Genomic DNA, 19,221 nt, shown 5'->3' on the forward strand with positions numbered 1-19,221 from the left:
TTGATGTAGATCGCATCGTCCGCGACCTCGACACGCTGCGCGAAAGCCCGGACGTGTTCCCGCCGATAGCCGCCCTTTCCAAGCCGGAGCCGGGTGCGGGCTTCGGACGCCAGTTCGCGCACGGCCGCCCCGGTGATGCCCTGATGGGCCGAGCCTTTCAGCATGGCCTCGGTCCTTTCGGCATCGGCCCGCGCCTGATCCCGTAGCGCGGTCAACCCCGCGATCCGTTCGCCAAGGGCAGATTCGGCCGGATCGAGCGAACCGGCCTCGATGGCGTCGTAGAGCCGCTTGAGGCGCATGTCGGCCTCGGCCGCGCGCTGGTTCAATTCGGCGATGTGCTGGCTGCGCCGCTCGACGCTCTCCTGCCGGCGATCCAGCAGCGATGCGAGGATTTCTTCGATCCGCTCGGGATCGAGAAGCCGTTCCTCGATGTGACCGACCACGATGCGGTCGAGCTTGTCCATGGGAATCGCCCGGCCCTTGCAGCCGGTTTCGCCCTGCCGCGCCCGGATCGAACAGGCATAATAGCGGTAGCGGCCGTTCTTGCCGGTGCGCAGCGTCATCGCGCCGCCGCAATTGCCGCAATGGCAGATGCCGGTCAGCAGGTTTGGCCCGCTGACGACGCGCGGTGGCGTCACTTTGGGATTGTTGGCCTGCAAACGGCTCTGCACCGCCTCGAACGTCTCAAGGTCGATCAGGGGCGGCACCGCGACGGTGACGATTTCTTCCTCGGGCTTCACCTCGCCCTTCTTGGAGCGACGATTGAAGCGATGCTCGCCGATATAGGTGCGACGTGTCAGGATGCGGTGAAGCTGGCCAATGCCCCAACGTCCGCCGCTGCGGGTGAACATGCTGTTCCTGTTGAGGGTGCTGACGATGTTCTTGACGCCCATCGGGCCGGATGTGCCGTCGCCTTCCGATGCAAGGCGGAAGATCATCCGCACGGTATCGGCGTGGAGCGGGTCGATCTCCAGCTTCTTCTTCATCTTCGTGCCGCGCTGCTCGGCGTCGATCACACGGTAGCCGATGGGCGGCAGCGAGCCGTTCCAGAAGCCTTGCCGGGCATTCTCTTTCAAGGCGCGCAGAACGTGCTTGGCGTTCTCCTTGGACTGATATTCGTCGAACAACGCCATGATCTGCCGCATCATGACGTGCATGGGATCGTCGCCCATCTCCTGCGTGATGGAGACGAGCTTGACGCCGTTCTTCGCCAGCTTGCGGACATAGAACTCCAGCTCGAAGTGATCGCGGAAGAAGCGGCTAAACGAATGGACCACGACAACATCGAAGGGCGCGGGCTTTGACGTGCCCGCCTCGATCATCCGTTGAAACTCTGGCCGGCGGTCATTGGTCGCCGATGCTCCGGGTTCCACAAAGGTCTCGACGAGCTGATAGCCACGCGAGGCGCAATAGGCTTCGCCTTGCCGCTTCTGATCCGGGATCGACACGTCATGCTCGGCCTGCCGGGCGGTCGAGACACGCAGATAGAGCGCGGCGCGCAGTGCGACATGGGGACTCTGCATGTTCATAGCGCGTCTCCTTTCGCGGCACGGCGCTCAATCAGCGGCAGCTCCAGCGCCACGCGATCATAAAGAACGCGGGGCATGACTTTCCGGCCATGCCCCTTCTCCATGCGGACAAGGCCGTAGCTCGCCATCGTCTTGAGGGTGCGGGACAGGCTGGGCTTCGTCCGTCCGGTCATCTGCGACAGTTCCTCCAGCGAGCCGGGCGAGTGTTCGTCGATGACGCGCAGCAGTTCGCGGTTCCCGCTGGACAGGATTTGCGCGAAAGATTCCGTGGACGTGAACCACACCTTCGGATCGTCGGGCGCGGGCTTTTCTTCGCCGCGCGCAATCCGCATGGTGCGGTCCTTCATCTCGTCATAGTCGGCGATCCCGACTTTCAACGTGGTCATAGCACACCTCGCTCCTTCAACACCGCATCCACTGCCTGCCAGAAGTCGGCCAGCAGCGTGGCCGCGTCCTGCCAGTCATAGGGCTTCACGGTCTGGAGGCGATGCCGATGATCCATCGGCTTGCCCCTCTTGCCCCGGCCGACCGGATGGGCGTTATCAAAGCCGACCAGCCGTTCGCCCGAAGGCCCATGAAGCGTGAGCGAGTAATCGAGGCCGTGCGGCTTTTCCGGTGAGACCGGAACGCGGGTGACGACGAACTTCACCCAATGGCCGCCCTCGGGATCGACAACGAGCACCTGTCCGTCGAGGTCCAGAAGCGTGTCGAGGCTCGGATCACGATCCCCGCTCATGACTTGTTATTACCATCTGGTGTTAATTCAGGCAAGCTCTCATTGCCCGGATCGGCATCGACAGACCCGAACAACCGGTCGAGCACGTCGCCGAAATACCGCTCGAAGATGTCGATCTCGGCCTCGGTGACAGGCACCTTTTCGGGCCAGTCGTCGAAGACCGGCAGTGCTTCAACATCGACGATGCGAAGCGGCGACCTGCGGCGCTCCCGGCCGCCTGGCGTCGGTTCGTCGGCGTAGTCGAACAGATCGTCGGGGAGTGCATCAGGGACCGGGTGTAGCGGTCGCCCTTTACGGGCGCGGTGGCGCTCTGCACACATGGAATCCTCCTTGGTTCTGGTGGATTCCGGGGCGCTACTGGCCCCGGAATTAAGCGAACCATGGAGGGCATTCGGCGATCTGCGCCAGAAGATCAGGCAGAACAGGTGCATCTTCTCCACCATCGAACTGGTCAACGCCCTCGAACAGGAAAAGCCAAAGGCAAGGCAGGGCAGATCGCCGAGGGCCTGACCAGGCTCGACCTCGTGATTCTGGATGAACTTGGCTATCTGCCCTTCAGCCCCTCTCGGGCGGGGCGCTTCTGTTCCATCTGCTGAGCAAGCTCTGCGGGCGCACCAGCGAGGCGATCACCGCCAACCTCAGCTTCAGCGAATGGGCCACGGTCTTTGGTGATGCCAAGATGACCACTGCCTTGCTCGACCGCCTCACCCACCGCTGTCACATCCTGGAGACCGGAAACGACAGCTTCCGCTTCAAGGCAAGCTGAGCAACTGCAGATAGGAAAAAGAAGGAGACACCCCCCAGACCCCAGCTTGAACCGAAATCCATAATCAGATGTGGCTCAATTATCGGTGACAAAACCGGCTCAGTTCCGTGTGAGATTCAACAGGCAGTTGCGCAGCTGGGTGTGACGCCGGGAACCGGGCCATTTCCGGGCTTTCCGGCCGTCTTTTGTCGTGTAGCAGCCGGGGCACGATTATCCAAATAAGATACCCACCCGCCACGGCTCCGGGCGGTGGCTGCTGATCTGTAGAAAACGGTCAGGCCCCCGGCTTTGTCATAAAAAAGCCCGCCGGTGAGGGCGGGCTTATCTGGGTCAGTTGTCCTGTGATCCGGCATCGGTGAGGACCTGTACCTCGTTTTCACGCGGATCATCTGCCGGCTCATCGGCGATCTGCGGGAAGTCGATGCGGAAGCTGCGCAGCAGGAATTCCGGGACATGATCGCCCATGCCGACCACCTGGGGGCCATCATCGCGACGGTCGCGGCGATGGTGCTCGCGGTGGCTGTGGTCGCGCTGAGCATTGTCACGCGGCTGGCTGTCACGGCCATTGCTGTGACCGTTTTCACGCGCGGCTGCGGGCTCACGCGAGGTCTGGGCCTCACGTGGCTGGCGCTGGCTGTCACGGCCCGTGCTGCGACCGGCGTCGCGGCGGGGCTCGGCTTTCTCGCGACGGGGTTCGTTCTGACGGGGCTCGCTCTGACGGGGCTCGCTCTGCGGTTCGGCAGGTGCTTGCGGCTGTTCGTTGCCGGCCTCAGCCAGCACAGGGGTCTGATCCTCACGGGCAGCACGCTCACGCTCGCCACCGCGCGAACGGTCGCGGCCACGGCCAGCCCGCTCCGCGCCGCGCTCGCCGCGCGGCTTGCTTTCGCTGCGTTCACGCGGCGGGCGGGCCGAGCCAGCCCCGGCCAGATCGGTGCCTTCGGGCAGTTCGGCGCGGGGGATTTCGGTCTTGATCAGTGCCTCAACCCCGGCCAGCTGCCTCGCATCATGCGGGGTCGAGATCGTGAAGGCCTTGCCGTGACGACCGGCACGGCCGGTGCGGCCGATGCGGTGCACATAATCCTCGGGATGGCTCGGCACGTCGAAGTTAAAGACATGGCTGACCGCCGGGATATCGAGGCCGCGCGCCGCCACATCGGAAGCGACGAGAATATGCAGGCTGCCATCGCGGAAGGCGTCGAGCGTCTTCATCCGTTCGGACTGGGCCAGATCCCCATGGATCGGTGCGGCGTTGAATCCATGCGATTTCAGCGATTTGGCGACGACATCCACATCCATCTTGCGGTTGCAGAAGATGATGCCATTGGTGCAGGCCTCACCCTCGGCCCGGATCAGCTCGCGCAGAACCGCGCGCTTTTCGGTGAAGGTGCGGTCTTTGCGCGAAGGGGTGAAGAACACCAGCTTCTGGTCGATATTGGTATTGGTGGTGGCCTGACGCGCCACTTCGACCCGGGCCGGAGCATTCAGGAAAGTATTGGTAATGCGCTCAATTTCCGGCGCCATGGTGGCGGAATAGAACATGGTCTGACGGGTGAAGGGCGTCAGCTGGAAGATGCGCTCGATATCGGGGATGAAGCCCATGTCGAGCATCCGGTCGGCCTCATCGACCACCATGATCTGCACGCCGGTCAGCAAGAGCTTGCCGCGCTCGAAATGGTCGAGCAACCGGCCCGGGGTGGCGATCAGCACATCGACGCCGCGGTCGATCAGCTTATCCTGCTCGCCAAAGGCGACGCCGCCGATCAGCAGCGCCTTGGTCAGCTTGGTATGTTTGGCATAGATGTCGAAATTCTCGGCCACCTGGGCGGCCAGCTCGCGCGTCGGGCAGAGCACGAGGCTGCGCGGCATGCGGGCGCGGGCGCGGCCCTGGCCCAGAAGCGTGATCATCGGCAGCGTGAAGCTGGCGGTTTTGCCGGTGCCGGTCTGGGCGATGCCCAGCACGTCGCGGCCTTTCAGCGCTTCGGGAATGGCTTCGGCCTGGATCGGAGTGGGGCTTTCATAGCCGGCTTCCGAAACAGCCTGAAGGACACGGGGGTCAAGCGCGAGATCTGAAAATTTGGTCATAGGCGTCCAGTGGTGGCGGCCGGAGACTGAAGAGACTGCAAGGCCGCGGGAGGGCGGGACGCAGGTTCAGGCGCCCCATCGGATCAGCCCGCCGGATTGCGGGTTGATCGCCGATACAATGAAATGCAGGCCGGGTCAATCTTACGGCGGTTTTTGCCCGTAAAACGGCAAAATTTGAACTTAACCCCGTGGTTACCCGGGGGGGAACCAGACCCTGGCGCAGGCAGAGCCGGGCCGGGGCTGGCGAATGGGGGGATTTTGCCACCTGTCTTGAATGGTGAGAATTCTTCCCCATCTGCAAGCGGTAACAGCTGAGGTATGCCGATGAAATGTCCGGTCGATAATGAGACCCTTCTGATGACGATGCGCGAAGGCGTCGAGATTGACTATTGCCCGAAATGCCGGGGGGTCTGGCTCGACCGGGGCGAGCTGGACAAGCTGATTGGCGCCGCAGCTCAGCAGCCGCTGTCGCAGCCTGTTCAGGCGGCAGCGGGATATGGCGCAGCGCCGCCGCCCTTGCCCGAGGGCCAGGCCTATGGCCGCCCGGCGGCCGATTACCGCCGCGATGCGCCGCGTGATCTGTCGCAGGGCCGCGACAGCTATCGCCGCCGCGATGATGACGATGATGATGACCGCGACCGCGATGGCTATCGCCGCTATGACGATTACAAAGGGCATAAGCGCCGCAAGGGCGGCTTCCTCGCCGATATTTTTGATTTCTGATCCCGCATCAGGATCGCTGCAGAGAAACCTGATCTGTAAAGAAAAACGGCCCGGACTGCTCCGGGCCGTTTTGTCATTGGGGCCTGAGCCTCAGACCATCATTTCCTTGGTCGCAGTCAGCTTCGCCAGCGGGTAATCGCGGACCACGCGGTCGATGTCCCATTGCAGACGGGTCAGGAACACCAGATCGCCATCGCTGTCGGTGGCGATATGCTGTTTGTTCATATTGACCAGCTTCTCCACCTCGGCCTTGTCGCCCGAGATCCAGCGTGCCGACTGGAAGGAGGAGGATTCGAACCGCACCGGGATCGAATATTCCAGCTGAATGCGCGAGGCGAGCACATCGAACTGCAGCGCGCCGACGACACCGACGATAAAGCCCGAGCCGATCATCGGCTTGAAGACTTTGGCCGCGCCTTCCTCGGCAAACTGGGTCAGGGCCTTCTCCAGATGTTTGGCCTTCATCGGATCGGCGGCGCGGATATTCTGCAGCAGTTCCGGCGCGAAAGAAGGGATGCCGGTAAAGCGCAGGCTCTCGCCCTCGGTCAGCGCATCACCGATGCGCAGCTGGCCATGGTTCGGAATGCCGATGATATCGCCGGCCCAGGCCTCTTCCGCCAGTTCGCGGTCGGCGGCGAGGAACAGCACCGGGTTGGAAATCGCCATCTGCTTTTTTGAGCGCACATGGGTCAGCTTCATGCCGCGCTCAAAATGCCCGGAGGCGAGGCGGACGAAAGCAACGCGGTCGCGGTGCTTGGGGTCCATATTGGCCTGAACCTTGAAGACAAAGCCCGCGACCCTGGTCTCGCCGGCATTGACGGCGCGCTCGGTGGCTTTCTGCGGCTGCGGCCCGGGGCCGAAAGTGCCGATCCCCTCCATCAGCTCTTTCACGCCGAAGGAATTGATCGCCGAGCCGAACCAGATCGGGGTCATGGCCCCGGCCAGGAAGGCGGCGCGGTCAAAGGCGGGCAGCAGTTCGCGCGCCATGGCAATCTCGTCGCGCAGCTGCTGCAGCTGGCCGGCGGGAATATGATCGGCCAGAGCCGGATCGTCGAGACCATTGATCTGAATCGATTCCGCCAGCTTATTGCGGTCGGCGCGGTCCATCAGCTCCAGCCGGTCATTCAGCAGATCATAGGCCCCCAGGAAATCGCGGCCCGAGCCGATCGGCCAGGAGGCCGGGCAGACATCAATCGCCAGATTTTCCTGGATTTCGTCGATGATCTCGAATGTGTCGCGCGCCTCGCGGTCCATCTTGTTACAGAAGGTCAGGATCGGCAGATCGCGCAACCGGCAGACCTCAAACAGCTTGCGGGTCTGGCTTTCCACGCCCTTGGCGCCATCGATCACCATGACCGCGGCATCGACCGCCGTCAGGGTGCGATAGGTGTCTTCGGAGAAATCCGAATGGCCGGGCGTGTCGACGAGGTTAAAGCGAAATTCTTTGAACTCGAAGGACATAGCCGAGGCCGAGACCGAGATGCCGCGATCCTGTTCCATCTGCAGGAAGTCCGAACGCGTGCGGCGGGCCTCGCCTTTAGCGCGCACCTGACCGGCCATCTGAATGGCGCCCCCGAACAGGAGGAATTTTTCCGTCAGCGTGGTCTTGCCGGCGTCCGGATGCGCGATAATCGCGAAGGTCCGGCGGCGGGCGATCTCAGGCGGGAGCTTTGGGGCATTATCGAGCATGGCGGGGCTTCTAGCCTGTTCAAAGCGCCTCGTCCAGGGGAGAGGTGAGCCCGGGGTAAACTGCGGCTGCCGCAGCCCTGGCCCCGGATCCCGGGCTTCGCCACAGGCTCAGCCGCGCCGCCGGAGGACTGATCCAGCCGCCTGAAACAGCTGGCCCTGGGGCAGGCTGTCGAGGAAATTCCGCCCGGCTTCGGTGCCGAAATGCTGAACCTGCGCCAGGCCCGGAAAACGCTCTGAGACTTCGGTGGCGATTTCGGGGGGCAGGCGCGAGACCGTGGCATCATTGACCATCAGGCTCTCGGCCGGGATGCCCTCGGCATAGATAATCTCATGATGGTCAAAGATCAGGCTGAACCAGTCGGTAAAGCCGCCCTCACGCAGAAAGACATTCTCGCCATCGACCAGATGCCGGGCCTGGACCAGCAGTTCAGAGGTCGAGAGACCGGGCAGGCGCTTGCGCTGATAGAGAAACATCCGGTGGTGCTGGCTGACGATCAGATCGCCGGAATTGCCAAGCACGCCCGCCGGGATCACCACCGGGGCAAAGGCCCCGATGGCGCGCAGAGTGGCCCGGCCGATGAAGCGCAGGCTCTGGGCGCCGTGATCGCGGGTCAGGACGCGCTGGCCAGGCGTCAGATCCTCGACCGCGATCTGGCGGCCATCGGCGAGGGTGATGCGGGTGCCGCGCGCGAAAGACAGGCTCATCACCTCGGCCAGCCGCGCCGTTCCGGTATCGCGGGCCGAGGCGAGCAGGGTATAGCCGGTCTTTGGCGCCATGGGGGAAAGCGGCAAAGCAAACAGCCCCTGGTCCAGCCCCAGCAGCAGGATCTCAATCCGGTCGCCGTCATCGGCCATCAGCGTGTAGCGCGCCAGCATTTCAATCTTTTCGCCGGGCCTGCCGAGCGGCGAGCCTGGGGCGACCCGGCTTTCGCCCGCGGCCGCTTCGCCGGAGCCGGGGCTGTTCAGCATCAGACGCAGCGCCCGGGCATGGGGGTCGAGCAGATAGAGATCGCCGATCTCCACCTCATCCTCGGGGCGCAGAGCATCGCCGCTGTTTGCCCCCGAGGAGACATAGATATCCCCGGCGGCAAAGACCTGAATGGCATAGACCGGAGAGGGGGCGGCGGCGGGCTGGGGCTGTTCTGGCGTCATCTTCCGGTCTCTCGCTTCGGCAGGCTCGCGCAACATGCGCGCGGGCTGACCCCGGGGGACCTGCTTTGCGGACACTGAGACTAGCAAAGACCCAGGGCCGGGGTCAAACTGCCCGCTTCGCCCTTTGCGAGAAAAACACTGACCAATGGAGAGGCCGCGCAGGGGCCGGGCCTGCTGTCTGCCCGGACTTGCTCTGCAAGGGGGGGAATGCCAGGCTGATCCGAGCAGCACAGGGCCGCCCGACGGGATGCGCGTGTGGGCTGCAGCAACAGGGGCGCGAGGCCCGGGGGAGTGAGAATGGATCTGGGAATTCGCGGCAGGCGGGCTCTGGTTTCGGCAGCGTCAAAGGGGCTTGGCCGGGGCTGCGCCGGGGCGCTGGCTGCGGCGGGGGTGGATCTGGTGATCTGCGCCCGCGGGGCCGAAGCCCTGGAAGCAACGGCTGAGGATCTGCGCCGCAGCTATGGGGTCAAGGTGACTGCGGTTCAAGCCGATGTCACGCTTGAGGCAGACCGCGCCCGGGTGCTGGAGGCCGCCGCAGGGGTGGATATCCTCGTCACCAATGCCGGCGGGCCGCCGCCCGGGCTCTGGAATGACTGGAGCCGTGAGGATTTCCTCAAGGCGCTTGATGCCAATATGCTGACGCCGATTGCCTTCATGCAGGCTCTGGTGCCTGGCATGGCGCAGCGCGGCTGGGGCAGGGTGGTCAATATCACCTCGGCCTCGGTGCGCGCCCCGATTGATGTGCTGGGCCTGTCAAATACTGCACGCACCGGGCTGACCGGCTTTGTCGCCGGAACCGCGCGTCAGGTGGCGCGTCAGGGAGTGGTGATCAACAATCTGCTGCCGGGTATTCATGCCACCGACCGCGCGGTCTCGCTCGATCAGGGCGCGGCAAAGGCGCGGGGCATCACGCCCGAGGAAGCGCGCCAGGCCCGGGCCGCCTCGATCCCGGCGGGCCGCTATGGCACCGCCGAAGAATTTGGCGCGACCTGTGCTTTCCTTTGCTCAGAACATGCCGGCTTTATCATCGGCCAGAATATCCTGCTCGACGGCGGTGCGACCAATCTGACGCTGTAACCCCGCTCAGCCTGGGGGAGAGGGCTCAGGCCTCATCCTCTCCGGGGCCTGGTCCGACCTGGGGCAGCAGGGTGGCGATTTTATAGAGCAGGTTTTTTGCCGCCCGGGCCCGCTCGGGATCATGCGCCTCGACATAGCGCAGCCCGGTGAAGAGTGCATCAGCCTCTTCCGGGGTCAGCACCGTGGGCGGCAGCATCAGCGGCGCGCGCAGGATATAGCCAAGGCCGCGCCCGCCGGTCACCGGCAGGCCGGTCGCCGCCATCATCGCCATATCCCGCCAGACGGTACGGGTCGAAACCCCGAGTCGCCCGGCCAGCTCGGCCGCGGTATGCAGCTTGCCGTCGCGCAGGATCTGCACCAGATCAAAGAGCCGCGCATCGCGTTTCATTGCAATTCCCCGCAAGTGAGCGCCCGGAACCGCGCTACTGACAAAATACTGTCAGTAGCGCGGCGCGGCAAGCCGAATGGCTCTTTAACCCGGGCGCCGAATGGCCCTAATTTCAGCAGCAGAAGCATATTTCCCCACAACCGGGGCCAGAAACGGAGTTTCCCATGCTGCAGAATATCGGCCTTCCCGGCCTGCTCCTCATCGCTGTTGTCGTGCTTGTGCTGTTTGGCAAGGGCAAGGTCTCCTCGCTGATGGGCGAAGTTGGCAAGGGCATCACCGCCTTCAAAAAAGGCGTGAGTGACGGCACTGCTGAAATCGAAAAAGAGCGCGCCGACATTGCCAGAGACGTGACCCCGGGCGCGACCCCCACCGCTGAAGCTGCACCCAAAGACAAAGTCTGAGGCCCGGGCGCTGAAGAGCCGGGGCAGAGGTCCCGGCGCTTCGGGGCTGCGCCGGAGAGGGCAGGGCCGGGCAGGCTTTGGGCCTGCATGACCTGCAGAGGCTGTGTCAGCCGGAACGGATCCGGCACAGGATGCAGCAGCAACTGAATTTGCAAAGGAGCAGGCTGGATGGAGATCGGTTGGTCCGAACTTCTGGTCATCGGTGTGGTGGCGCTGGTCGTCATCGGGCCGAAAGATCTGCCCGAGATGTTCCGCACCCTGGGACGGTTCACCGCGAAAATGCGGGCCATGGCGCGGGAGTTTTCGCGCGCGATGGAGGATGCCGCAAGGGAAACCGGCGTTCAGGATGTGGCAGATGATCTGAAAAAGGTCACCAGCCCGCGTTCGCTGGGGCTGGATGCGGTCAGATCCGCGGCGGATAAATTTGAGAAATGGGATCCGCTGAAAGCCACCCGGCCGGGCAATACCGTGGCGCAGGGCGGCGCGATCGCTCCGGCAGCACAAGCGGCCCAGGCTTCGGCTGCGGCAGGGATCGGCTCGGCGGCCCTGGCTGCGGGCGAGGCAGCCGCCGGCGAGGCGGCAGCGGAAGCTGTTACCGCTCAGCCGGTGATTTCGCCGGTGACCAGCACCGCGCTGGGCCCGGCAACGGCGGTGCTGGCGGAAAAACAGGCTGAGCGTCAGGCCATTGCCCGCGACGCGGCTGATAAATTGCGCACAACCTCTGCCACCACGGCGGGCGCCCCGGCGGCGGCGGCCACCGATGCCTTTGAGGATGCACCAGCAACGACAACCCTGGCGGCGCCTGCTGCGGGTCCGGCGGCGGTGAAACGCCCGGGCCGGACCCGCAGCGTCGCGGCAACCCGTGCCCATGGCGAGGATGTCGTGGCCGAGCTGATTGGCGGCCCGGTTCCGAAAGCCGCCGTGAAAAAGGCCCCGGCAACATCGGTAAAACCGGCAGAGGCAGCTCAGGCCGCTGAGCCGGCTGCGGCGCAACCGGCCCCGAAACGCAAGGCTCCGGCGAAGCGCGCCGAGGCTGCTGCTGGCGCTGAGACGGCCGGGAAACCTGCCCCGAAACGCAAGGCGGCCCCGAAACCGGCTGCGAAGGATAATGCATGAGCGGGAATGATATTGACGACAGCGCCGCGCCGCTGGTCGAACATCTGATTGAACTGCGCAACCGCCTGCTCTGGTCGGTTGCCGCCTTCATTGTGGCGATGCTTCTGTGCTTTGTCGTGGCCGAGCCGATCCTGCATTTCCTGCTGAAGCCGATTGAAAACGCCATGCGGGCTTTGGGCAATCCCAATCCGGTGATGCAATATACCGCGCCGCAGGAGTATTTTTTCACCCTTATCCATGTCTCGGTGATCGCCGGGCTGATCCTCAGCTTCCCGATCATCGGCTATCAGCTCTGGCGTTTTGTCGCGCCTGGTCTCTACAAAAGCGAGCGGATGGCGTTTTTGCCCTTCCTGATTGCCTCGCCGGCTTTGTTCCTGCTCGGCGCGGCTTTCGCGCAATTCGTGGTCACGCCGATTGCGATGAGCTTCTTTCTCGGCTTTGCCTCGGTCACTTCGATGTTCGGGGCGATCTTTGGCCAGGTTGCCGAGAGCCTGCATGGTACGGCCGGGGTGGTGATTGAGGGCGCCTCGAATGCGGCGACGGTGACCCCGGCCCAGACCAGCGAGGGCATCGGCATTGTCTTCCAGGGCAAGGTCAATGAATCGCTGGATATTTCGCTGAAGCTGATCTTTGCTTTCGGCCTGTGCTTCCAGCTGCCGGTGCTGCTGACGCTGATGGGGCGCGCCGGTCTGGTGACGGCAAAGGGCCTCGCCGGGGTGCGCCGCTATGCAATCGTGCTGATCTTGCTGGTCGCGGCTGTGGTCACACCGCCCGATGTGATGTCGCAGCTGATCCTGTTTGCGGCGGTCTATCCGCTTTATGAGGTGTCGATTTTCCTCGTGCGGCGGTTTGAAAAGAAAAAAGAAGCCGAGCTGCGCGCCAGCGGCGACTGGGTTGAGGAAGACGAAGATCAATGAATGACGAGGTTCTGAACCGCATCGCTGCGGCGCTGGAACGGCTGGCCCCGGCGCCGGTGCCCGCTCCGGACTTTAACGCAGCCGATGCTTTCCTCTGGGCCACCGCGCCTGAGCGGCTCGAGCCGGTGCAGGATGTCAGCCGGGTTGGCATCGAGCTTCTGGTCGGGGTTGACCGTTCACGCGATACCCTGCTGGAAAACACCCGCTGTTTCGCCAGGGGGCTGCCGGCGAATAATGCCCTGCTCTGGGGCGCGCGCGGGATGGGGAAGTCGAGCCTCGTAAAGGCGGCGCATGCGCGGGTGGTTGCCGAAGGCCTGGCGCTGAAAATCGTCGAGCTGGCGCGTGAGGATCTGCCTTCGGTGGCGCGGCTGCTGGCGCTGCTGCGCGCCGCGCCTGAGCATCGCTTCTTGCTGTTCTGCGACGACCTCTCCTTCAGCCATGACGATCAGCATTACAAATCGCTGAAAGCCGTGCTCGATGGCGGTATCGCCGGGCGGCCGGAAAATGTGCTGTTCTACGCCACCTCGAACCGCCGCCATCTGATGCCGCGCGATATGATCGAGAATGAGCGCAGCTCGGCGATCAATCCGGGCGAGGCGGTTGAGGAAAAGGTCTCGCTCTCGGATCGTTTCGGCCTCTGGCTCGGCTTCCATCCCTGCAGCCAGGATCAGTATCTGGCGATGATCCGCGGCTATTGCGAGGCCCATGGTCTGAACATCGCCGAGGAGCGGCTGCGGGCCGAGGCCATCGAATGGCAGGCAACGCGCGGCTCGCGCTCGGGCCGGGTGGCCTGGCAGTTCTTCTGCGATCTGGCGGCGCGTGAAGGGGTCAGGCTCCGCGCCTGAGCCTGGGGTCCGAACCGGGGGCCCGAACCAGGAGCTTGGGCCGGTCTCCAGGCGGAGACCCGCAAAATCTGATCAGGGCGGGTGAAATTCCCGCCCTGTCTGCGTTAATGGCTGCAAGCTGGTTTTGTCATCTGTCCTGTCCTGTCATCGGAGATTGTAAGTGCTGCTTGAGATCCTGGTCATCCTCGCGCTGATCGTGCTGAACGGCGTTTTTGCCATGTCCGAGCTGGCACTGGTCTCGTCGCGCCCGGCCCGGCTTAAAAGCATGGCAGCCCACAGCCGCGGGGCGGCGCTGGCCTTGCGGCTGTCGGAAAATCCGGGGCGCTTTCTGTCGACCGTCCAGATCGGTATCACCGCCGTCGGCGTGCTCTCCGGGGCACTGGCCGGGGATACGCTTGGCAAACGCCTCGCGGATTACCTGATTTCGGGCGGGATGGATGCGGTCTGGGCGGGCCGGATCGGGGTCGGCGGTGCCGTGGTCGCCATTACCTATTTCTCGCTGATCGTGGGCGAGCTGGTGCCCAAACAGATCGCTTTGCGCAATCCCGAGGGCGTGGCTGCGAAGGTGGCCCCGATGATGACGCTTTTATCGGTGGTGGCGGCCCCCGTGGTCTGGTTCCTCGACCGCTCGGGGCGGCTGGTACTGTGGCTGCTGGGCCAGCGGGGCGAGAGTGAGAACCGCGTCACCGAGGAAGAGGTGAATGTCCTGCTGGCCGAGGCCGAGCAGGGCGGCGTGCTCGAAGAGGGCGAGCGCAATATGATCTCAGGCGTGATGCGCCTTTCAGACCGGACGGTGCGCGCCCTGATGACGCCACGCCAGGAGGTGGCCTTTCTCGCCATCGACACCCCGGCGGCGGATCTGGCGGCGGCGGTTGAGCGCATTGGCAAGAACCGCATCCCCGTGGCCGATGCCGGAGGCAATCCGATTGGCATTCTGCGGGTGATTGATCTGTTCCGGCAGAAAAGCCTCGATGAACCCGCCGATCTGCGCGCCCTGATCCGCAATATCCCGGTGATCACCGACCGGATGGAGGCGCTGGATCTGGTGGCGGTGCTGCAGAAATCCCCCGATGGCATGGCGCTGGTCTATGATGAATATGGTGATTTCGAGGGCCTGGTGACCACCGATGATGTGCTTGAGGCGATCACCGGCGCCGAGGCCTCGGCGATGGCAGATGAGCCGGCACTTCTGACGCGCGAGGATGGCTCACTCCTGGTCTCGGGCTGGATGCCGGCCGATGAATTCTGTGACCGCATGGGCATTTCGCGGGCCTCTGCCGGCGGCTATGACACGGTTGCCGGGCTGGTGCTGCATCATCTCGGCCATCTGGCGGCGCTGGGAGAGGTCTTTACCCTGGCCGGGGCCGGGCTGCGCTTTGAGGTGATCGATCTCGACGGTATGCGCATTGATAAAGTGCTGGTCACTCAGATCAGCCCTGACTGAGGACTGAGAACTGAGCACTGGGGGCAGCCCGGGACGGAAGGGCGGGCAGGCCCTCCCGCCTGGCTCAGGCCGGATCAGCCGCGCGCTGTGGCATAAAAAAGGCTCTGGCAAAAGACTCTCGGCCGGGGCCTTGCCTGGTTCTTGATGCGATGGCCCGGCTCGTCTAATCAGGGCTGAGCCAGAGGAAAATATGCGCATTCTTATTACCAATGACGACGGCATCAACGCCCCCGGGCTTCAGGTGCTGGAAGAAATCGCCCGGTCCGTAGCCGGGCCTGCCGGTGAGGTCTGGATCGTCGCACCGGCGTTCGAGCAATCCGGCGTTGGTCATTGCATCAGCTATAATAACCCCACGGCAATCGCGAAACTCGCGCCGCGCCGCTATGCGGCCGAGGGCAGCCCGGCCGATTGCGTGCTGGCGGCGATCTATGATGTGCTCGAGGGGGCAAAGCCCGATCTGGTGCTGTCGGGTGTGAACCGTGGCAATAATGCCGCCGAGAATGTGGCCTATTCCGGCACCGTCGGCGCGGCGATGGAGGCGGCGCTGCAGGGCATTCCGGCCATTGCTCTGTCGCAATATATGGGGCCGCAGACCGCTGATCTGGCCGATCCCTTTGAAAGTGCCCGGCTGCATGGCGCGGGCGTGGTGCGGGCTTTGCTCGAAAAGGGCCTCTGGACCGGTGAGGATTACCGGGTGTTCTATAATGTGAACTTCCCGCCTCTGCCTGCCGCCGCGACCAAAGGCATGAAAGTGGCCGCCCAGGGCTTCCGCCGCGATACCAGCTTTTCGGCTGCGGCGCAGGTCTCGCCAAATGGCCGGCGCTTTTTGTGGATCAAGGGCGGTCCGCAGCACAGCCCGACCCTGCCGGGCACCGATGCCGAGGCCTGCCTGTCGGGCCATATCGCCATCACGCCTTTGCGCGCCGATCTGACCGCGCATGACCTGCTCGACAGCCTCTCTGCCTCCCTCACGGGCAATCCCGGATGAGTGCAGGCAGCATCGGGGATCACGACGACGAAGACGAGACCGACGCCCCGGGCAGCCTTGCTGAACGCAAGATGCGCTTTCTTTTTGCCCTTCGCTCGCGCGGTGTCACCGATGGCCGCGTTCTGACGGCCATGGAAAAGGTCGATCGCGGCCGCTTTGTCAAAGGCGTCTTTGCGTCCCGCGCCTATGAGGATATGCCGCTGCCGATTTCCTGCGGCCAGACCATATCCCAGCCCTCGGTGGTCGGGCTGATGACTCAGGCGCTGCAGGTGGGCCCGCGCGATACCGTGCTCGAGGTCGGCACCGGCTCGGGCTATCAGGCGGCGATCCTGTCGCAGCTGGCGCGCCGGGTCTATACGGTGGATCGCTGGCGTCGTCTGGTGCGCGAGGCGGGCGAGATTTTCCGCGAGATGGATCTGACCAATGTCACCGGTTTTACCGGCGACGGCTCTTTTGGTCTGCCCGACCAGGCCCCTTTCGACCGTATTCTGGTCACGGCGGCGGCTGAGGATCCGCCGGGGCCCCTGCTGGCGCAGCTGAAACCGGGCGGCATAATGGTGCTTCCGGTCGGCCAATCGGATGCGGTGCAGCAGCTGATCCGGGTGCGTCGCGGCGAAAATGGCTTCGAATATGAGGAACTCCGCCCGGTCCGTTTCGTGCCTCTGGTCGAAGGGCTTGGGAGCGAGTAACCTTGATCTGACGCGAAGAGCCGGGGATAAACCCGGACGCAGAGGCAAGAAAGAGGCGGTGAAGATGACACTGACAGCAGTAATCCCGGAGGGCGGGGCATCCGCCGTCACCCGTAAATCTGTTTCTCTGCGGCTGATGCTGGCTTCGGGCGCGCTGCTGGCGCTGAGCGCCTGTGTGAATACCAATGATCTCGACTGGGATCTGCGTGGCGGCAATCTCGGAGGCACGGCTGACGATGTGCGCCAGGCCACGGCCTCGCGGCCCCAGGCCGACAGCAATGGCGTGCTGTCCTATCCGGGCTATCAGATGGTTCAGGCCCGGCGTGGCGAGACCGTTGGCCAGGTGGCCTCGCGGCTTGGGCTGAACCCTGCTGAACTGGCGCGCAACAATGCGCTGCAGGTCAATGATCCTTTGCGCCAGGGCGAGCTCCTGCTGTTGCCGGCCCGGGTTTCGGCAGCGCCGCAGCCGATGATCACCGGCTCTGCCCCGGTGGATATCACCGCTGTTGCGGGCGGCGCGCTTGACCGGATCGAAACCAGCAGCCTGCCGCCGGTGGCCAGCACCCCGCTGACCGCGCCGCCGCCGGTTGTCGCACCGGATGTTGCCGCCAGAACACCGGGCGGTGGCAAAGAGCCGACCCGCCATAAAGTGAAACGCGGCGAGACCGCCTTCGTGATCGCGCGGAATTATAATGTTTCGGCCAAAGCACTGGCGGAATGGAACAGCCTTGATGCCAATATGTCGATCCGCGAAGGTCAGACACTGATCATCCCGGTCGCCACCGGTCAGCCGCCGAAATCGGGTAATTCCACCAGCGCACCTGGCGCGGGCAGTGCCACTCCGGTGCCGCCTTCGGCCTCGAAACCGCTGCCGGATGAAAAGACCCAGCCGTCCAGCTCGAAACCGGCAGGCACGCCTGCCTCGCCGGATCTGGGGACAGGGCGGTCCTCGGCCTCGGCCTCGAAAATGGTGATGCCGGTCTCGGGCTCGGTCATCAAAGCCTATGACAAAAAGTCGAACCAGGGCGTCAATATCGGCGCGCCGGCCGGAACGGCGGTGAAAGCGGCCGATGCCGGTACGGTGGCGGCGATCACCCGTGACACCGATCAGGTGCAGATCGTGGTGATCCGGCATGCGGGCGGGCTGATGACGGTCTATGCCGGGGTAGACGGGCTGAAGGTGAAGAAGGGCGATAGTGTGACGCGCGGCCAGACCATCGGCGGCGTGCGCGCGGGCAATCCCTCCTTCCTGCATTTCGAGGTGCGCAAAGGCGTCGACAGCCTCGACCCGATGCCCTATCTGCAATGAGCTGAGGCGGGGCTGAGAATAAGGCGAGGGGGCGCTGCCCTCCGACCCCCCGGGGATATTTACCGACAGATGAAATGAATAAAGGCGGCGCAGGGAGAGATCCGGCGCCGACTTTTTATCTGTCCTTAAATATCCCCGCCTGCCACAGGCACAAGGGGGTGGGGGCGGAACGGGAAAGGGCATCCGGTTGCCCGGATGCCTCTCTGGCCTCTTTGTGAAGCCGGCCAGCCCGTCAGGTCAGATCAGTTCAGCGGACCCATCGGGGTTTCGGCCTCAACCGCGGCCTGGGTGGCTGCCAGTTCCGGATCCGAGACAAGGCCATAGGCGGCCAGCGGGCCTTCCGGGCCTGCCATTTCATCCGAGACGAAGAAGGATACGAATTCCTTCAGCCCGGGGATCACACCGATATGGGCTTTTTTCACATAGATGAACAGCGGGCGCGAGATCGGATAGTCTCCGGCGGCGATGCTTTCCACCGAAGGGGTGATGCCGTCGATGGTGGCGACGCGCAGCTTGTCGGTATTGTTCTGGTAGAAGGACAGGCCGAAGACGCCGACCGCATTCTTATCGGCATCGAGACGGGCGAGGGTTTCGGTGTAATCGCCGTCGATATCGACCGAGACACCATCGGTGCGCAGATCCATACAGGCCGATTTCGCTGCTTTCTTCTTATCTGCCTCTTCGCCCTGTGCGGCGGCGAGGAACAGATCATAGGCGCCGGTCGCCTCGCAGCCTTTGACGATGACTTTCTCGTCGAAGACCTCACGGGTGCCGTGTTTGGTGCCCGGGATCATGGCGATGATCTTCTGCTCGGGGAAACCGGCATTCACCTGGTTCCAGCTGGTGTTCGGATTGGCCACCAGCTTGCCGTCAGCCACCACCTGCTTGGCCAGGGCCTGATACCAGTCCGCCGGGCTATAGGCGAATGCGGGGCCGTTCACATCCGAGGCAAAGACGATGCCGTCATAGCCGATACGGATTTCCATCACTTCGGCGACGCCATTGGCGGCGCAGAGATCGATGTCCGATTGCGAGATGCGCGAAGAGGAATTGGCGATGTCGATGGTATTCTCGCCCACGCCCTCGCAGAGTTTCTTGCGGCCGCCGCCCGAACCGCCGCCTTCGACCACCGGGGTCGGGAAGTCGAAATTCTCTCCGAAAGCTTCCGCCACGATTGTGGCATAGGGCAGCACGGTCGATGAGCCCGAGATCTGAACCTGGTCGCGGGCCTGTGCCATGCCTGCAGCGGCGGCGATCAGGGCGAGGGTGGAGACGGCAAGTTTAACGGTCTTCATGGATTTCTCCTCGTGGGTCAGGCCTGGTATCCGGCCTTCTGCTGCACTGGATAAGGCTTTTACGTAACGCTGATC

18 protein-coding genes and 2 pseudogenes are annotated in these 19,221 nt (G+C 63.9%); 11 read left to right on the plus strand and 9 right to left on the minus strand.

The window, feature by feature from the left end:
- Nucleotides 1-488: 488 nt before the first annotated feature.
- The 4 genes and pseudogenes from H0485_RS11425 to H0485_RS11440 all read right to left on the minus strand — a co-directional run.
- Nucleotides 489-1,529 (minus strand): annotated as a pseudogene (locus H0485_RS11425) (recombinase family protein); the annotation flags it as partial.
- Entirely contained in the window at nt 1,526-1,915 is a 390-nt protein-coding gene (locus H0485_RS11430) for an HVO_A0114 family putative DNA-binding protein (protein ID WP_226935642.1), read from the minus strand. The gene H0485_RS11430 and the pseudogene H0485_RS11425, both read right to left, overlap by 4 nt.
- On the minus strand, nt 1,912-2,265 hold the full coding sequence (locus H0485_RS11435) for a toxin-antitoxin system TumE family protein (protein WP_226935644.1): 354 nt from the start codon (nt 2,263-2,265) through the stop codon (nt 1,912-1,914). Before H0485_RS11435 ends, H0485_RS11430 begins: the two co-directional genes overlap by 4 nt.
- The gene (locus tag H0485_RS11440; RefSeq protein ID WP_226935760.1) at nt 2,262-2,708 is read right to left on the minus strand and encodes a hypothetical protein; all 447 of its coding nucleotides are present in this window, start codon (nt 2,706-2,708) and stop codon (nt 2,262-2,264) included. The genes H0485_RS11435 and H0485_RS11440 overlap by 4 nt, the downstream gene beginning before the upstream one ends.
- Between H0485_RS11440 and H0485_RS11445 the strand changes: the two are divergent.
- Nucleotides 2,698-3,031, plus strand: a pseudogene (locus tag H0485_RS11445) (ATP-binding protein); the annotation flags it as partial. The gene H0485_RS11440 and the pseudogene H0485_RS11445 overlap by 11 nt on opposite strands.
- Nucleotides 3,032-3,361: 330 nt before the next feature.
- On the opposite strand, the gene H0485_RS11450 reads toward H0485_RS11445, so the two are convergent.
- Nucleotides 3,362-5,113 (minus strand): DEAD/DEAH box helicase, encoded by a 1,752-nt coding sequence (locus H0485_RS11450; protein WP_226935646.1) that lies wholly within the window; start codon nt 5,111-5,113, stop codon nt 3,362-3,364.
- 324 nt (nt 5,114-5,437) lie between these two features.
- Here H0485_RS11450 and H0485_RS11455 point away from each other — a divergent pair, with 324 nt between their 5' ends.
- The gene (locus H0485_RS11455) at nt 5,438-5,836 is read left to right on the plus strand and encodes a TFIIB-type zinc ribbon-containing protein (protein ID WP_435531498.1); all 399 of its coding nucleotides are present in this window, start codon (nt 5,438-5,440) and stop codon (nt 5,834-5,836) included.
- Nucleotides 5,837-5,926: 90 nt separating this feature from the next.
- Here H0485_RS11455 and H0485_RS11460 read toward each other — a convergent pair whose 3' ends face one another.
- Nucleotides 5,927-7,525, minus strand: a complete 1,599-nt coding sequence (locus H0485_RS11460) for a peptide chain release factor 3 (RefSeq protein WP_226935650.1) — start codon at nt 7,523-7,525, stop codon at nt 5,927-5,929.
- Between the two features lie 108 nt (nt 7,526-7,633).
- The gene (locus tag H0485_RS11465) at nt 7,634-8,677 is read right to left on the minus strand and encodes a Hint domain-containing protein (protein ID WP_226935652.1); all 1,044 of its coding nucleotides are present in this window, start codon (nt 8,675-8,677) and stop codon (nt 7,634-7,636) included.
- Nucleotides 8,678-8,974: 297 nt separating this feature from the next.
- Here H0485_RS11465 and H0485_RS11470 point away from each other — a divergent pair, with 297 nt between their 5' ends.
- Nucleotides 8,975-9,754 carry an SDR family oxidoreductase gene (locus H0485_RS11470; RefSeq protein WP_226935654.1) on the plus strand — a complete coding sequence of 260 codons (780 nt, stop codon included), beginning with the start codon at nt 8,975-8,977 and terminating at the stop codon, nt 9,752-9,754.
- A gap of 25 nt (nt 9,755-9,779) precedes the next feature.
- On the opposite strand, the gene H0485_RS11475 is transcribed toward H0485_RS11470, so the two are convergent.
- Nucleotides 9,780-10,142, minus strand: coding sequence for a helix-turn-helix transcriptional regulator (locus tag H0485_RS11475; protein ID WP_226935655.1), 363 nt, complete (start codon nt 10,140-10,142; stop codon nt 9,780-9,782).
- Nucleotides 10,143-10,306: 164 nt separating this feature from the next.
- Here H0485_RS11475 and H0485_RS11480 point away from each other — a divergent pair, with 164 nt between their 5' ends.
- The 8 genes from H0485_RS11480 to H0485_RS11515 all read left to right on the plus strand — a co-directional run bounded on the left by H0485_RS11480 (nt 10,307) and on the right by H0485_RS11515 (nt 17,851).
- Nucleotides 10,307-10,543 (plus strand): twin-arginine translocase TatA/TatE family subunit, encoded by a 237-nt coding sequence (locus H0485_RS11480; protein ID WP_226935657.1) that lies wholly within the window; start codon nt 10,307-10,309, stop codon nt 10,541-10,543.
- A 168-nt stretch (nt 10,544-10,711) separates the two neighbouring features.
- Nucleotides 10,712-11,659: a Sec-independent protein translocase protein TatB gene (gene tatB, locus H0485_RS22015; RefSeq protein ID WP_435531497.1), complete on the plus strand. Its 948-nt coding sequence runs from the start codon at nt 10,712-10,714 to the stop codon at nt 11,657-11,659.
- A complete protein-coding gene (gene tatC, locus H0485_RS11490; RefSeq protein ID WP_226935659.1) occupies nt 11,656-12,576 on the plus strand; it encodes a twin-arginine translocase subunit TatC in 921 nt (306 codons plus the stop codon). The genes tatB and tatC overlap by 4 nt, the downstream gene beginning before the upstream one ends.
- Complete coding sequence (locus H0485_RS11495; protein ID WP_226935661.1) at nt 12,573-13,421, plus strand: ATP-binding protein; 849 nt, start codon at nt 12,573-12,575, stop codon at nt 13,419-13,421. Before tatC ends, H0485_RS11495 begins: the two co-directional genes overlap by 4 nt.
- 160 nt (nt 13,422-13,581) lie before the next feature.
- Entirely contained in the window at nt 13,582-14,865 is a 1,284-nt protein-coding gene (locus H0485_RS11500; protein ID WP_226935664.1) for a hemolysin family protein, read from the plus strand.
- 190 nt (nt 14,866-15,055) lie between these two features.
- Nucleotides 15,056-15,853: a 5'/3'-nucleotidase SurE gene (gene surE / locus H0485_RS11505; protein WP_226935665.1), complete on the plus strand. Its 798-nt coding sequence runs from the start codon at nt 15,056-15,058 to the stop codon at nt 15,851-15,853.
- Nucleotides 15,854-15,924: 71 nt separating this feature from the next.
- Nucleotides 15,925-16,542: a protein-L-isoaspartate(D-aspartate) O-methyltransferase gene (locus H0485_RS11510; protein WP_226935752.1), complete on the plus strand. Its 618-nt coding sequence runs from the start codon at nt 15,925-15,927 to the stop codon at nt 16,540-16,542.
- A gap of 136 nt (nt 16,543-16,678) precedes the next feature.
- Nucleotides 16,679-17,851, plus strand: coding sequence for a M23 family metallopeptidase (locus H0485_RS11515; protein WP_226935754.1), 1,173 nt, complete (start codon nt 16,679-16,681; stop codon nt 17,849-17,851).
- 242 nt (nt 17,852-18,093) lie between these two features.
- Here H0485_RS11515 and H0485_RS11520 read toward each other — a convergent pair whose 3' ends face one another.
- A complete protein-coding gene (locus tag H0485_RS11520; RefSeq protein ID WP_226935667.1) occupies nt 18,094-19,146 on the minus strand; it encodes a substrate-binding domain-containing protein in 1,053 nt (350 codons plus the stop codon).
- Nucleotides 19,147-19,221: the final 75 nt, after the last annotated feature.

This window comes from Pseudogemmobacter faecipullorum (assembly GCF_020539525.1).
GTDB lineage: Bacteria > Pseudomonadota > Alphaproteobacteria > Rhodobacterales > Rhodobacteraceae > Pseudogemmobacter > Pseudogemmobacter faecipullorum.